The sequence below is a fragment of the Methanosarcina soligelidi genome (assembly GCF_000744315.1).
GTDB lineage: Archaea > Halobacteriota > Methanosarcinia > Methanosarcinales > Methanosarcinaceae > Methanosarcina > Methanosarcina mazei.
Genome location: NZ_JQLR01000001.1, coordinates 3,763,556 through 3,778,891, shown reverse-complemented (window position 1 = coordinate 3,778,891; position 15,336 = coordinate 3,763,556). Strand labels below are relative to the sequence as shown.

Here is a 15,336-nt window from a genome sequence, read left to right as displayed (position 1 = left end):
TGTTTTGCCTGTAGCCCTTACTGCCTTCCCGCAGGTACCTGGCAATATACGGTAAGAGGCGCAAACAGCGTTAAGGGATTATATATTTTTTATTAAATATCAATATATGCAGACCCTCTTGCCTGCCGGCTTTTCACAGAGAGCGGCTACTCCCGGATAAGCTTTATTTTCTGTGTTTAAAAGTCATAAGTTAAATGAAATGCATATAATGAATGATAATGATTACTGGGAACTCCTGTGATAGTCGTATACCAGATAATGGTCAGGTAATCTGTAAAGGGACATCAATAGCAGACTTATCGCAAACAAACAATATACTGTAAACAACCAGTGTAACCAGTACTGTTATAATGTATATGAAACAGTAGTATTACCGTTTGTACAGGATATCCTGTTATTTAAATAACAAAAACTGCTGCGGATATTACAGTCATCCAGTCGCCGCTATCTTTTACTGTTGACGATCTGGGGATGCTGAAGGTTTTAAGAGGCTCTTCTTTTGTCCAGGTGCTGTACATGCTTTCTGCAAGTTTTACTGCGTGTGCACCTGCGTCCTGCGCGCTTTCTTCATAAGCGTGGTATTCGGAGATATAACCATGTTTGCTGATATCCACTGGAAGAGCACAGCCCACTGAACTTGTTAACGTTGTTCCGGGATCATTCGAAGAGATTCTGGACATTACACAGAAAACTATCTCTCCGGGGCTGAGTTCTTTCAGACCTTCCTCCTTTGTTACAATTTCACATCTCGGAGGCAGGATGGAACTCACAGTTACAAGGTTAAACTTTTCAATACATGCGTCCCGAAGGGCAACCTCAAATGATTCAAGTTTTTCGGGATGTGTACCGGCACCACTTGTAAAGAACACTTTTTTTGGAATTAACTTTGTAATCATCTTTGCATCCTTAAAATATCCTCAGTTTAAGCCTAAACCAGATAGCAATTATCATTTTTAAGCGTTGCCCTTCAATTTAGCTGAAAAAAGCTATTTTTTTGTTTTCCTGGTCCCGGCCGGACTTTAAAATTATATATCTTTATTTTAATTTTAATTCTTATTTTCTTTTCAGATAATCTTTACGTTGATTTTTCTAATCTTCAGTTCTTTTCTTTTGATAGGAAGAAGCTTAAAACCTCCAGGTTTTCAGCCTGGTGGCAGTTCACTTTTTCTGCTAAAGGAATATTCTCTAATATTAGCCTGATACTTTCAAGCTTTATTTGTTTCTTTACTTTCTTACTAATTTCTTTTTATTTTCACATCTTTTGTTAAGATTATTTCTTTTTATGAGCTTTCTGCAAAATCTCTCATAAGCTTTATATTGTGCAGGATAATTACATCGTGTGTTACTCCCTGCAATTTTCCTGTCCGCAGCTTTCTTATCCGGGAAAATTTTATTTTTCCGAAAGCTTCCGGAGTGCGGATCTGATTACCTGGTTATTGTAGCAGGAGATTGTGTTTTTCCGGCCCCGGGCCTGAAGACAACTACCATTAAATAACCTTCATCTTGATATAAAGGCAGAGAAAATGGCAGAGAAACTCAACCTTAAAGTTATGGAACTGCTCAATGGCAGGCGGCTCTCAATAAGCGGGCTCACGCGGGAACTGAAAGCTGAGGGAATAGAAGAACACAGGCTGGTTCTCACGGGCTACCTCAGGGCACTCAGAGATCTTGAATTACTGGACGAAGTTGAGGTCCCTCCTTCGAAAATTTATACTCTGCCTGAAAAAAACAAGGATCCTTTGCCGGATAAAGGCAGGGAAGCAGGGTCTGCGGACCCATCTGATCCCGAAAACATTTATCTCATTTTCAGGAACCAGCTCCTCAAAATTGACCTTGACTTCAGGATTCCTGTCGGAGTGTATGTAATTTCCCGGCTTTTCGAGAGGCCGTGTTTCCGCAGGGAATTAAAACTTGTAGGAATTACCCAGAAGCACCTTGACCGGTACATGGAAAAACCCGGGATTGTTTGTGAAGCCTCTGACTCGCACCTGAAAAAAGCCAGAGCCGATATCACAAAAATTGAGATACCTCCTGATGACCCTGCATATGAAATACGCGAAAACAGGGAAGAGGTAACAAAGCTTGCAAATGAAGTGCTTGCAGGCATGATAAAACACAGGATAGACCTTGAAGGGCTCGTAGCAAAAAGTAAGCAAACTACCCTGCTGCCCTGAAAGTTTTTATGCAGATTCTTTTGCAGGCCCCGAACCCTGAAACTTTTTAACTGTCCGAATCAGGAACGATCTTTAATCAAACCTCATGGTCATAAATATGAAAGTTGCCTGTATCCAGATGGATGTGCTTAACTGTAAGAAGCAGGAAAACCTTGAAAAAGCCCTCAGCATGGCTCTTAAAGCTGTTAAGAAAGGGGCAGAATTAGTCGTTTTTCCCGAAGTTTTTTCCACAGGCTTTTGCTATGAAAATATTGACCATGCAGCAGAAACCTTTCCCTCTCCTCTTCTTGAGAACCTGGCGTGTTTTTCCGAAGCCAACGACTGCATCATCCTGGGTTCTATCATTCTGAAGGATGGCAACGAATCAGGTGAAGAAAAATATTTTAGAGAGGAAGATACCGGTTTTTCAGGAAATGAAAATGAGATGCCGGTAAATAAAAATTCCACTGAAAATAAAAATTCCACTGAAAATAAAAATTTCACTGAAAATAAAAATTCCGCTGAAAATAAAAATTCTCCTTATTATAACCTCGGCTTCTGCTTCGAGTCCGGGGCTCTTGCAGGCACTTACCGCAAAACTCACCCTTTCAAAGCCGAAAATAAGTATTTCTCAAAAGGCAGTTCGATAGAGCCCATTTCCCTGAAAAAACAAGACCTGAAAATCGGCTTTGAGATCTGCTATGAACTCCGCTTTCCCGAGGTCGCAAGAAAACTGGCTCTTGCCGGCTCTGACCTGCTTGTAACCACAGCAGCTTTTCCGAATCCCAGGTCCGAACACTGGAAGGTCCTTGCAAAGGCAAGAGCAATAGAAAACCAGATCCCTCACATCGCCTGCAACCGCACAGGTTCTGCCCCTGACTGCAGTTATTTCGGGCACTCGATGATTATTGATGCCTGGGGAGAAGTAAAAGCCGATGCAGGAAGCAAAGAATGTGTAATAGTTCATGACCTTGACATGTCCCAGAAAGATGAGGTCCGAAAATTAATCCCTGTTTTTGAAGACAGAAGAGTGGAGCTTTACTGATACAGTCTTAACCTTTTTCCGGTCATTTCCAGCTGCCTGGCTGATATTCCATATTTGGATATTTTCCGGCGCGGCTAATGTTTTCAATTTTATATCCAGTACCAGATGGTTCGAGAGGAGCGCGGCACGTTTACAGAAAGAACCTGCGATTAATTTGCTGTCATTCAGGAAATAGATAACAGTAAATTAACCGGAGAGTTAACCGGAAAGGACCAGAAAACGAACATGAAATTCTTCGAAGAAGAGGCACAAAATATGAAAGTATTTGGGAGTACTTTCATGCCAGAGAAAAAAGTAAGAAATTCCGGGCTTTCTTACCTGCCCGGATGAGGAATGTTTCATTTATAAAGAAGTTTTTTATTCTTCCTTCTTTTCCTCGATATAAATTGCAGGCCTCAGGGGTTCTGCAAACCTGGATTTTTTCTGCGGATCATATTCCGGAGAATCTGCACTCTGGATCTCAACAGGGCAGCCGATTTCTTTCTCGAGGAAGGAGGCTGATTCTTTCAGGAGATCCTTTTCATCAAGGCCGAGGTAAGCAAAGGTCTCGTAGCGTTCCGCACCTCCGCTCTTGAATTCTGGCACTATTTTCTGGACGAACTTCGGAATTTCCTTGCCAAAGCGCTTGAGTTCAGGTTTTGCCATCAGGGTTTTGATGAGGGTTCCGACTTCAAGCGGAGCTTCGACCTGAAGTCCGCAGGCACACCTTATGGCTTCTGCTTTCCAGGCAGGGGCTGTGTAGAGATAGACCTTCTGAGGTGTCATCTTCGTAACCCTTATGATCTCTTCAATATCGTTCAGTGTACTCTTTACAGCCTCTTCTGAAAGCTCTGCACCGTTGTCTATGAGGTCTTCATTGTAGAGGGGGTACTGCGCAAGGGAAACCGGGTCTTCGTGCCCCATGGCTTCCCATACCTCCTCACAGAGATGGGGGGTGAAAGGAGCCATAAGCCTGACCCAGTTGTCCAGCACATAGTAGAGCAGGGCTTCCCCGCCTCTCCTCTGGTACCACCTGACATCATTTATGAGCAGGAAGAAGGAGTTCTGGATAGCTTCCCTGGTCTGGATGGAGTCAAGGGCAGCATTTGTTTCCTTTATGTAGTTCTGCATCCTTGAGAGCATCCAGCGGTCGATCTGCTTCAGCTCTGCACTCAGGGTCCCGCGCTTCCCGCTTTCAATAACATCCTTTGCAAAGGCATAGAACCTGTCGACCTGTCTGCGGGCAGAATCTATCCCTGCCTTCTGCCAGTCTGCGTCCTGAGTCTGTTCGGCTGTCGAGAGGATATACATCCTTGTTATGTCTGCTCCGTAAGAGCTGACCGCACTTTCCAGGGTCAGGATGGGACCTTTGGACTTGCTCATCTTTTGCCCTTCAAGGGAAACAAAACCATTTACTGCAAGGGCTTTTGGCCATTTTTCTTCTTCAAAGAGGGCTACGTGGTGGAAGAGGAAAAAGAGCAGGTGGTTCGGAACAAGGTCTTTTCCGGAAGAGCGCAGGTCAACAGGGTACCAGTAATTGAAGTGGCTGCGGATTTCTTCTATTAGCTCAGGTTTAAGCCCGGTTTCCGCAGAAACTGCCGCAGAATCGCCTTTTCCGAGAAGGACATAGTCGAAGAATGAAAGTGTAAGATGTTCAAGGGCAAGCTCGCCTTTTTCGATGAACCTTGCAATGATGTAGTAGCTCATGTAGATTGTCGAGTCCCCTAGAGATTCAATCAGCCATTCCTTATCAAAAGGAAGGCGGGTCCCTAGACCTTTTCTGCGTGCACATGCCTTGTCTTTGAGCCAGTCAACCTTATTTTCAAACTCAACCCTGTACTCTGTCGGGATGACCCGCATCTGGCCGAGGCATTTGTAAACCTTTGCTTTCCAGTCAGGGTTTGAGTAGTTCAGGAACCACTGGCCTTTAACCATGTTCACGACACATGGAGTCCCACAGCGGCATACCACGGGCTCGCTGAACTCATAGAAGGTCTCGCCTGCGTTTGAAGCCAGGAAGTCCCTGGTAAGTATGTCCTTTATCTTTGAAACAGGGTATCCTTTATATTTCCCTGTGAGCTCCTTAAGGACACCTCCGTGGAACTCTCTCCTGTATACGATTTTTGTTGCTTCTTCGGCTTTAGGGTCTTTCTGGTCTGAAATTCCCATGCTTTCCACAATTTCTTTTGCAGGGAACTCTCCGAATTCGGGGACCTGGATAAGGGAAATAAGTTCGATTTTCCTGAGGTCTTCGGTAATTCCATATTCACTCAGGTCAGCATCGTAAAGGTCGCGGAGGGCAAGGTAGTCAAAAGGCGCATGGGCAGGGACACTCATTACTATCCCGCTACCGTTCTCAGGCTTTACGAAGGACGCCGGAAGGGAGATTACCTCATCCCCGGTTACCGGGTTTGTGAGCTTGATTCCTATGATGGACTTTGCAGGCATGTCTTCAACATACTCGACTGTCCTGTCCGTAAAGGTCAATTTCCTGAAAGCGTCCCTGCTGACGACCCAGAACTCCACGTTTCCGTCCTTCTCAACCCTGGCTTTTACGTAATCGACATTCGGGTTTACCCAGAGGTTTGTCACTCCGTATGTCGTTTCAGGCCTGAGGGTAGCGCAGGGGAGGACGAGGTCTCTGTACCTGAACTTTATAAGGGTGTATTCCACGATTGTGGCTTCTTCTCCGTGCAGGATATCGTGGTCTTCCACAGGGTTGTTGTCGTTAGGACACCACTTTACAGGGTGGGAACCTTTTACGATGAGGTCCTTTTCTTCAAGCCGGGTGTACTGCCATTCTATGAATTTTTTGTAGGTAGGGTCAGTTGTTGTGAACTTGCGCCTCCAGTCAATGGAGTACCCTATCATGCGCATGGCTTTCTCAGCTTCTACCTTGAAATAGTCCACAATCTTTTCCGGAGTATCGAGGGCCGGCAGGATATCTCCGGGGATCCCGTGCAGGCGCTCATATACGTCCATGGTCTGCGGGTCCCGGCTTGCGATCAGTTCGGCAAGCCCGACAATCGGTGTGCCTGTTACATGGAAGCCCATGGGGTAAAGCACATTGTACCCGAGCATCCTTTTGTGCCTTGCAACCACGTCGCCTATTGTGAAGGTGCGGGTATGCCCTGCATGCAGGTTCCCGTTAAGATAAGGGTAAGGGATTGTTATGAAGAACTTTTCCCGCTTATCAGGTTCAGCCTGAAAAATCCGGCTCTCATTCCATTTTTTCTGCCATTTGTTCTCGATCTCGTGAGGCTTATAGTCCTGCTCCATTAGTGTCACGCCCACAGATAATTATCATGATTTAAAAGGATCTGGATACATCAGGGATGTTAATTATAACAGTAAACATCAGGGGAAGCTGATTGGCTCCCGGAAAACCTTAAAGAATTGAAGAGTACCGGACCAGACCGATAATATTTCAACTTTTTTCTGTTCCGGTACTTATGGTACTTATTTATACTTATCTTAGTACTTATCTTCGAATCCTTCCGAAAGGGCCTTTGATACAGTTGCAGTTTCTTGCCGCATATTGTTTTTTTAAGCCAGATTGTCCTTCAGGCTTTATTTTCCCTTCCCGAAAATCGCTTCCCGGATGGACTCGATGTTTGCATCAACGACAGTAGGTTCCTCACAGATGTCAATAACGGTCTGGGGGTCTTTAAGGAGGTGGCCTGTGGTAATGCAGACTACTGTTTCGTCCCTGCCTATGACTCCCATGTCAACGAGTTTCTTAAGACCAGCTACCGAGGCTGCACTTGCAGGTTCGACTCCTATACCCTCAAGCCTTGCAAGGTCTTTCTGGGCTGCAAGGATTTCTTCATCGGTTACGGACTCCGCAGTACCGCCGGATTCCCTTATAGCGTTCAGGGCTTTTGTTGCGTTCACAGGGTTTCCTATCCTGATTGCCGTTGCAACCGTCTCCGGGTTCTCTTCGGGAGTGATTTCCGGAGCCCCGTTTTTAATGGCTTTTACTATAGGGCAGGAGCCTGCTGCCTGAATTCCCGTCATCTTCGGGAGAGAGTCCGTGATGCCAAGGAGCTTGAACTCCCTGAAACCCTTGTAGATAGCAGTGATATTGCCTGCATTTCCTACGGGCAGGACAATCCTGTCAGGAACTTTGAAGCCGAGCTGGTCTGCAATCTCGAAGCCGATGGTCTTCTGGCCTTCCAGCCTGTAAGGGTTGATCGAGTTTAAGAGGTAGATCTTTTCCTGGGAGCAGAGAGTGCGCACAAGAGCGAGTGCATCATCAAAGTTTCCACGGATGCTGAGGACTTTTGCCCCGTGCATAAGTGCCTGGGCTACCTTTCCAAGGGCAACTTTTCCTGCCGGAAGAAGCACAACCACAGGTATTCCTGCTTTTGCCCCGTAGATTGCAAGGGCTGCCGAGGTGTTCCCGGTTGATGCACAGGCGACGGTACTCATTCCGAGTTCAAGTGCTTTTGTAACCCCAACAGTCATCCCCCTGTCCTTGAAAGAGCCGGTCGGGTTCATTCCTTCGTGTTTTACATAGAGTTCTTTAACTCCTATCTTTTCGGCAAGGCGGTCGCATCTGTAAAGTGGGGTCCCGCCTTCCTGTATGGTCACAGGTTCTCTTTCTATGGGGAGAAGTTCTGCATATTTCCAGACCGAAGGACATTCGGTCTTTAATTTTTCCATGTCGAGTTTAATTGAGGAATAATCATAAATAACATCAAGCAGCCCATCGCATTTGCTGCATGTATAGATTACTTCATCTTTTGAATACTCTGCACCGCACTCGATACATTTTAGATGATACATTAAATTGCTCCTGTATGTGATTTCAAATTTTTTGAACGCCGGGACCCTGTTCAGACCCGATCTAAATTTAAGGTGATCAGTATAACCCGGACTTCGGATTTTCAGGTTGAGAATCTGGATTTCGGATTAGTATAATATTAGAGTTTAATAATATTTTGTATCCTTAACACGCTACTTGCTTTTAAATTATACTGTTTCTGGCTTTTATATTAGGGAGAGCAACCCCGGTCTCCGGTTCAGGGGGTGTAAGCTTCAATTCTTATATGTGCTTTTTATTGGTGCCGGCTTATAAGGATAAAAACATAAAAGAACGGAACAGGAAATGCTCCACTGCACGAAGCACGTCCATGAACTTTCGGAGAAGTATGATCTCCTCGATATTAATATACGGGTTTTAAGGTCTCCGCGGATATTTCCGCTTAATCAAACTGGTATTCTTTAACCTCTTTACTCAGGAAATAGCCAAGAGTTGTCCTGATAAGTACGACAATGCCCAGGAGAACTAGTTCGGATAAAGAAGGGTCTCTCAGGGTCCCGAGAATGGCAACGACAATATAAAACTCAAGTCCGAAGAGTATTTTGTTTGTAAGCTTTTTTCTTATCTCTTCCAGAGAACAGGGCTTTTTTAGAGTTTCATACAATAAGAGCTCAAATGTCGCTCTCAGCCCCCCATAGATTATAATAACCGTCCCGATTGCCTCGAAAACCCATTCAAAAAACTGCAGAATATTCCTGAACAGATCCGAAACCATCCTGTATCCCTTCAATACGACATTTACCCTTTCAATACGACATTTATCCTTTAAATACGACACTTTCTTATATTTCACCGGATTCCGGGTTTCAGTCAAACTGGTACTCTTCGGCTTCTTTACTTAAGAAGTAGCCCAGGTAAGACCTTATTACCACGATAGCTCCTACAAGGAACAGTTCCTCCAGATAAGGCTTTCTCAGGGTCTCAAGCACATCTGCAACTATCAGAAGCTCAAGCCCGAAAAATATTTTATTTGTAAACTTCTTCCTTATGTGTTCATAACTGTAAGGTTTCCTGAAAGCCTCGACAAGTAAGATTTCAAGTGCAGCTCTTAACCCCCCAAAAACTATCAGGACTGCACTGACAATTTCAAAAAACTGTACGAAAATCCCCAGGATTACAGCAGCAAGTTCCGATACCATCCTTTACCCTGCCAGAAATATCCCCCAGATCCGTTCGGTTCAAACTGAACTTTTTAATAGACCGCAGTCTGTCAGTTTTTCCCATTTTTGCCGGTTAATACTTCCATTTAATTTATTCCTGCACAATATATCTATTCCTGCATGTTTCTAATCATAATTCTCCAATCATAACTCTCCAATCATAACTCTCTAAACATAAATCCCGGACTAAACATAAATCCCGGACTAAACATAAATCCCGGAAAGGACCGGAATAGATCTAAAGTTTTCCTGTAATAAAGAAGCTCCGATGAAGTCTTTTTCAACGGAGCAAAATTGTACTTCTATGCGTTGAGTTAAATTCGGATTTAATTTCGGATTAACTGTGGATTTAACTGTAGATTTAACTGTAGATTTAATTCTGGATTTACATTCTTTCAGAACTTTACGTTTGCAGAGCCGGAATCTTACCTTGCACTATCCCATAGGCTTCGACGGCTGCGGGAGCTCCGAGAAGAAGTTTCCTGATCCTGTTATATACACTCGGGTATTTCTGAGGGTCAAGCTCCGCAAGGAGGTCTGCAAGGATTTTAACCAGCGGGATATGGTATTTTATTTCCATCTGGTCTATGTTCGCAAAGGCGTTGAGGAGGTTGACCGTGGTATATTCGTTTACCGGAGCCAGTTTTCTCAGGACCTCTGCAAAGAGAACCCTGCCTTCTTCGGTCTCGAGGGACTTCTTGCGGTTGCGGGCAAAGCTCCCGTAAAGTGCACGCTGGTCGTTTGTCTGTTCTATCCTGAAAGCATCCGACCTTTCCATTTCCCTGACCAGTTCCACCGCATCAACGCTGCTGTTGCTTCCTATTACTGAGAGGAAGGCTTCCCAGGCGATCAGGTTCTTTTTCGATTCGGCTTCAAAGGCTCTCAGGACTTCTATTTTGTCAGGAGCCGAACTGTTCAGGTAAGCGGCAAAAGCACTCAGCCGGTCGGTCGTACAGGTCGCGGTCTCAAATTGCTGTTTTATAAGGGCATGGATGTCAGGGGCATCAAGGGTTGCAAGGACTCCCAGGCAGATGTTTTTAGCCTGCCTGCTCTTGATCACCCTTGCGGTTTCTTCCAGTGACCCGTCCCTCGGGACCGAGGCGTTTTCAAAGAAATTGTAGGCAGAGATGAGGGAGCTCCTGTACTTTCCGGCGACCGCTTTAAGGAGCTTCTGCTTTACATCATAAAGTGCCTGGTAGTGATGGGCAAACTCTTCGTCTTCTACGGATTCGAAAATGGTCAGAAACTGCCCTCCAGCCCTTTCAAGGAGCTGCCGGTCATTGAGGAGCCTGTAGTAAAGCTCTATAAAGTCTTCGGAGGGGGCAGACCCCGGAACTCTAAGGAGCCTCAGCTTTTCCCGGTCCACAAAGGTGTAGAAGGCGGTAAACCTGCCCACAATATCGCTGTCCTTCCTGACCTGCATGAGGAGCTCTTCCTGGCTTGCCCTGTATACAAGCTTGCCGTAGAAGGAGTACCCCCTGTTAAGGGAAAGGAATGAAGGCATACCCACATTTTCAATTACAATCTCTGCAGTTTCCCCGCTTACCCTTTCCAGCACTTCAACAATGTCTTTTCCTCTTTCGTCCACAAGGGCTGCCCTGAATGGGAATTTCCAGGGCTTTCCTCCGGCAGGGATGTGCTGCTTGAGGAAGAAAGTAAATTTCCCGGTAAGCTTGTCGTATTCGGCTGAGACATCGGCCACAGGGAATTTAGTCTGCCTGAGCCAGGTCTCAGACATCTCCTTTAAGGCCACTCCGCTCTCTTCTTCCATATCTTCTATCCAGTCCTGTGTGGAAGCATTGGAGTGCTGGAATTTTTTGAAGTAACGGTCAAGCCCCCGGACAAAAGTGTCTTTTCCTGTGAGGCTCTCGACCATGCGAACGTATTCAGGGGACTTTACATACGTAACCGCAGTGATCAGGTCGTTAGGGTCATTGAACCCATCAGGGATGATGGGCATGGAAGCAGCCCCCGAGTCCAGGGCAAAAGTCCCGGAAGCGGGTGCAAGAAGGTCAAGCACTCTCTGGAGCCTCTGATAGTCCTCACCGAAAAGAAAAGCGTGGTACTGCTCTTCTATGTGAACGGTCACAGCTTCATTTAACCAGATTTCAAACGGGCTTCTCCCGGTAACCTCGGACCCGTTCTGGTTGTGGTAGTACTCATGAACCTTGACCCGGATCATGTACTCAAAAGCAGGGTCGGTTATCTGCGGGAAAGGCATGATGCGGTTTGTGGTAATGGTTGTGTTCCCCACATTTTCCATGCCCCCGAAGTCCGAGTTCTGCATCCCGATTTCCCGGTACACGGTCCCTGTGTACCTGTACCCAGGAGTGATGTTTCTGTCAAGCCTGGAAAGCTCGTCCCTGATTTTCCGCAGCTCTTGTCCTTCTCCTGCTCTTTCTCCTTGTCCTTCTCCTGCTCTTTCTCCTTGTCCTTCTCTTTTTCCAACCTGTCCGTCTCCCCCGAGTCCGTCTTCTCCCTGTCCGGGTCTGGGCTTTGCCTCGATTTTCAGCTTCTCCCGCCTGCGGACAAGGTCCCACATAAGCTGCCTTATGGCCAGTCTGTCCTCATCGTACTGCTCAGGCCCTGTAAAGACATAGACCCACATTACGCAGTCGTGCAGGATATCAAGAGCCTTTTCCGCAGCCCTGGCATCGGAATCAGGAGGCACGAGCAGTTCCAGCATAAACGTGCTCCCGTCAGGGTATTCAAATTCCCTTTTAAAGGTCGCATAGGTCCCGACTCCGAGGAAAAAGAGATATGTAGCCATGGGCGTTACCGAGTTGTCGTAGACGATTTTGTCCCTGCCCGGTTTTACGGTATGCCTTTCTACAGCGACATCCCCGTTTGTTATGAGGTTTGTGTAGCGCGAGTCTGCAATGATGGTCGTCCTGTAAGTGCATTTTGCAGTCATGTCATCTATGCAGGGCACGATCCTCTGGAACCCCCACTGCTGGCACTGAGTGATCTGCTGCGGGGGAGCCCCTGCCGGAGTCTCGTCATAGTACAGCCCTTCAAGGATATTTTTTGTGGGCCTGCACACAGTGTCCGTAATGACCGCAATCTCGGTATTCGGCGGAATTACGTCCCTGAAGCTGATCTCAAGGATAGCATCATCTGTTCTGTACCTGTAAGAGACCTCGGACTGAAAACAGCTCACAGCCCTGATTTCAAGGTCCTTGCAGTTTAACTCCAGTTTCTCAATGGGCTCATCCTTTGTCCTGACCCTGAGAACGGACTTCACATTCGTCCTGTCATCGTAGATATCAAACACAAGGTCCATGTGCAGGACATCAACCCTGAGTTCCCCGAAATCTTCGGGATAATATTTGTACAGCCTGTTATTCATGAAATGCCACCGGATGAAAGTTATGAGTGTTAAGTTGTGGGATAGAAAAGGGAGAGGAGGGATTTAAATGTGTAGTTTGGGGGAGAGGGGGAGGGAGAAGGAGATGAAAATTATTATACAAAGAGGGATCCAATTAATTGGACCAAAAACTCATAAAATACCTTTAATAACCCATATTTTTAAAGTCAGTTTTAATTTTATTTGCAATTGCTTCTGCAAGTTTTATAGGAACAGCATTTCCAACCATCCTATACCCATCGTTAACACTTTTATAATTAAATATAAAATCATCAGGAAAAGTTTGGATTCTTGCGCATTCCCTAACAGAAAGCCTTCTAGGTGTTCCTTCACTTTTCTCAAATACCCACATATCTTTATCTACAAATTTCATTTTTGGGGAGTCAGGATGAAGTGGAGCTTGCCTCCCTGAGGCTTGTATTGTATATGATTGTTCATTCCATGTTTTTCTCCGGTTTCTTGACATGTATATGTATGAAAAGCCGCCGTTTAGGTATTCATGGTTAGCCACCTTTAATGACAGGTTTGCATAGTTCTTCTCCTTAGCAGGCGTCGCTTCAGGGAGGTCACGAATAATCTCCTCTAGTGTAACCCATTTTTTAAGACCTTTCTTTACTGCTAGTTCATTAAGTTCTTTTACATGGGTAGCTTTTGGGAAAATTATTTTTTTCTTTATGTCTTTTCTGTACCCTATTATTATTACTCTTTTGCGAACTTGAGGAACTCCATAATCACGTGCATCTACTAATTTTGGATTAACCCTATAACCTATTCTCTTCAGTTCAGAGAGGATTTTCTTAAATTCTTTTTCGTTTCTTTTAGACATTATCCCAGGAACGTTCTCGGCTACGAAAAATAAAGGTTTTTTTTCCCTTAAAATCCTAATATATTCTAAAAATAACAGTCCCCTCTCATCATTGAACCCTTCAAGCTTTCCACCTAAACTCCAGCTCTGGCAGGGTGGTCCACCAATAAACCCTTCTGCATCCGGAAGTGAATTAGCTACAATTCCCTTTATACACCTTGTATCGATTTCCATACCGTGGTTTTTCTTATATGTTTCCCAAACTGCACTATCATTGTCGTTTGCATATATGATTTCAAACCCGGCATTTCTGAACCCTAAATCTAGTCCACCACACCCAGAAAATAATGATACTACTTTCATTCTTATCAACTTAAAAATTGAACCATTGTTTTTTATCAAAGCAGAGTAAAGCCAGAAATAATAGTTAAATATTTTTAATTTCTTCCGTTAGCTTTGACTTAAAACCTTCAGACATAACTTCACATTCCCAAAAACGTAATACATTATATCCTTCCTCTTTAAGCATTTTTGTATATCTTTTATCCCTAGCAACATTACTTCCAATTTTCTTTTCCCAATATTCTCGATTTTTTTCTGGAATGTGCCCATGAATTGGGCACTTGTGCCAAAAGCAGCCATCAATAAAAATTATTGTGTTGAAATCCTTCAGATATACATCTGGATTTCCTTTCAAGGAAGGGTGCATTTTGTGTTTAATTTTGTTGCCTTTCAGAATATTATGAATCTTTTTTTCTGGTTTTGTCCACTTACTTTTAATCCTTGACATTATTCTGCTTCTAGTTTCTTGGGAAAATTTATCTACCATTCCTTTTCGGTATCCTTTAATTTAAATTCTGTATAAATGTATTCAATTATTTTGATATGATGTTGTGAGAAGCCCTTCTTGATATGCTTTTTCACCAGAATCAGCCAGCAATGAGAATATTACTACTTCATTTCCAATATTGTTCAAGGCAGGATGTCTCTCAATCGATAGGTTACGAATCGATATTATTTTCGAAGGATCGGCATCTAAAGAAATTTTTATGAATAAGTTGCCATTTCCTAGAATTTTTCGATCTATAATTGTTCCGGATATATCAATTGGCCACTTATCTTCTGATAGAATGTTTTGTGGCATAATTTCAAGGTAACTATTGCAGCCTGGTCTATACTGACAAAATTTGCAGTTTTCGGGATTTGGAGAAGATAATTCTCTAAATTTTTCAGGCTTTGTAAGGTTTTTCTTTATTATTATATTGTTTGTGTAATTTAGAATCTCAATTGCTTCTCGAAGCATTGCTTCGCATTCTGCGTTTGTGAAATCAACTTCAACAGAAGTTCCATCAATTCCTGCAATCTTTAATGAAACTGGCCATTTTCCATATTCTGAGTGATAGAGTGAAGAATACAATTTCAGTTGGATTTCATATTCTTCTTTCACTTTTGCACAGCTTCCGCAAGAGGACTCTTCAATGTATTTTCCTGTTTTGTAATCGATTATTATATCTCCATTTTCGGTTGGAATAATCGCATCTGCATATCCTCCTACTTTCCCATCAGTACTTTGGAGCCAAATCTCGTTCCTGCTATGATAAATGAATTTTTCTGAGATACTTGAATACTGCCCTGATTTTTGTTTTTCTAGGGAGAGGTTGTTTACAAATTTTTTACACAACAATTTTTTTACTTCATAATCAGTAGAATATTCCTTGATTGGCACAAGATGTTTTTCAATCCATGATTTTGTCATAGCCTTTTCTTTTTTATCAACAAGTTCAGACCAAATGGACTCGAAATCCCTCTTTTCACTAATTTTTTCTTCTTTTGCAATTTTTATAGTTTCGTGTATAATATTCCCTATATACGCATTTGGAGAATTTGGAAGCATTTTTGGAGCTTTTGACGTTACAAGTGTACCATGAAGGGCACATTTCTTAAACGCATAAAATATACTAGGGGATATCCTATGGATTGGAGTCAACTGTAGGGCTGTCGG

Annotated in this window: 11 protein-coding genes; 2 read left to right on the top strand and 9 right to left on the bottom strand. The window is 43.9% G+C overall.

Annotated elements, in window-relative coordinates; genetic code table 11:
• Nucleotides 1–398 precede the first annotated feature (398 nt).
• The gene (locus M886_RS16115; RefSeq protein WP_015410996.1) at nucleotides 399–896 is read right to left on the bottom strand and encodes a pyruvoyl-dependent arginine decarboxylase; all 498 of its coding nucleotides are present in this window, start codon (nucleotides 894–896) and stop codon (nucleotides 399–401) included.
• Between the two features lie 627 nt (nucleotides 897–1,523).
• On the opposite strand from M886_RS16115, the gene M886_RS16110 reads away from it, so the two are divergent.
• Nucleotides 1,524–2,174, top strand: coding sequence for a hypothetical protein (locus tag M886_RS16110; protein WP_048038038.1), 651 nt, complete (start codon nucleotides 1,524–1,526; stop codon nucleotides 2,172–2,174).
• A gap of 85 nt (nucleotides 2,175–2,259) precedes the next feature.
• On the top strand, nucleotides 2,260–3,198 hold the full coding sequence (locus M886_RS16105; RefSeq protein WP_235203994.1) for a nitrilase-related carbon-nitrogen hydrolase: 939 nt from the start codon (nucleotides 2,260–2,262) through the stop codon (nucleotides 3,196–3,198).
• A 357-nt stretch (nucleotides 3,199–3,555) separates the two neighbouring features.
• On the opposite strand, the gene leuS is transcribed toward M886_RS16105, so the two are convergent.
• The 8 genes from leuS to M886_RS16065 form a co-directional block, all read right to left on the bottom strand.
• Nucleotides 3,556–6,456: a leucine--tRNA ligase gene (leuS, locus tag M886_RS16100; protein WP_048051505.1), complete on the bottom strand. Its 2,901-nt coding sequence runs from the start codon at nucleotides 6,454–6,456 to the stop codon at nucleotides 3,556–3,558.
• Between the two features lie 291 nt (nucleotides 6,457–6,747).
• Nucleotides 6,748–7,965 (bottom strand): threonine synthase, encoded by a 1,218-nt coding sequence (gene thrC, locus M886_RS16095; protein ID WP_048040374.1) that lies wholly within the window; start codon nucleotides 7,963–7,965, stop codon nucleotides 6,748–6,750.
• Between the two features lie 419 nt (nucleotides 7,966–8,384).
• Entirely contained in the window at nucleotides 8,385–8,717 is a 333-nt protein-coding gene (locus M886_RS16090) for a DUF1622 domain-containing protein (protein ID WP_015410990.1), read from the bottom strand.
• A 91-nt stretch (nucleotides 8,718–8,808) separates the two neighbouring features.
• Nucleotides 8,809–9,141, bottom strand: coding sequence for a DUF1622 domain-containing protein (locus M886_RS16085; protein WP_015410989.1), 333 nt, complete (start codon nucleotides 9,139–9,141; stop codon nucleotides 8,809–8,811).
• Nucleotides 9,142–9,565: 424 nt separating this feature from the next.
• A complete protein-coding gene (locus M886_RS16080; protein WP_048051504.1) occupies nucleotides 9,566–12,511 on the bottom strand; it encodes a M1 family metallopeptidase in 2,946 nt (981 codons plus the stop codon).
• Between the two features lie 163 nt (nucleotides 12,512–12,674).
• The gene (locus tag M886_RS16075; RefSeq protein ID WP_200880728.1) at nucleotides 12,675–13,736 is read right to left on the bottom strand and encodes a DNA cytosine methyltransferase; all 1,062 of its coding nucleotides are present in this window, start codon (nucleotides 13,734–13,736) and stop codon (nucleotides 12,675–12,677) included.
• Between the two features lie 25 nt (nucleotides 13,737–13,761).
• Complete coding sequence (locus M886_RS16070) at nucleotides 13,762–14,163, bottom strand: very short patch repair endonuclease (protein WP_048051503.1); 402 nt, start codon at nucleotides 14,161–14,163, stop codon at nucleotides 13,762–13,764.
• Nucleotides 14,164–14,205: 42 nt separating this feature from the next.
• Entirely contained in the window at nucleotides 14,206–15,321 is a 1,116-nt protein-coding gene (locus M886_RS16065; RefSeq protein ID WP_160173172.1) for a PD-(D/E)XK nuclease family protein, read from the bottom strand.
• Between the last annotated feature and the right edge of the window lie 15 nt (nucleotides 15,322–15,336).

Coding starts and splice junctions, on each gene's coding strand:
- leuS (WP_048051505.1), bottom strand. CDS start 6,456: ATGGAGCAGGACTATAAGCCTCACGAGATCGAGAACAAATGGCAGAAA.
- M886_RS16110 (WP_048038038.1), top strand. CDS start 1,524: ATGGCAGAGAAACTCAACCTTAAAGTTATGGAACTGCTCAATGGCAGG.
- M886_RS16105 (WP_235203994.1), top strand. CDS start 2,260: ATGGTCATAAATATGAAAGTTGCCTGTATCCAGATGGATGTGCTTAAC.
- M886_RS16085 (WP_015410989.1), bottom strand. CDS start 9,141: ATGGTATCGGAACTTGCTGCTGTAATCCTGGGGATTTTCGTACAGTTT.
- M886_RS16090 (WP_015410990.1), bottom strand. CDS start 8,717: ATGGTTTCGGATCTGTTCAGGAATATTCTGCAGTTTTTTGAATGGGTT.
- thrC (WP_048040374.1), bottom strand. CDS start 7,965: ATGTATCATCTAAAATGTATCGAGTGCGGTGCAGAGTATTCAAAAGAT.
- M886_RS16080 (WP_048051504.1), bottom strand. CDS start 12,511: ATGAATAACAGGCTGTACAAATATTATCCCGAAGATTTCGGGGAACTC.
- M886_RS16115 (WP_015410996.1), bottom strand. CDS start 896: ATGATTACAAAGTTAATTCCAAAAAAAGTGTTCTTTACAAGTGGTGCC.
- M886_RS16070 (WP_048051503.1), bottom strand. CDS start 14,163: ATGGTAGATAAATTTTCCCAAGAAACTAGAAGCAGAATAATGTCAAGG.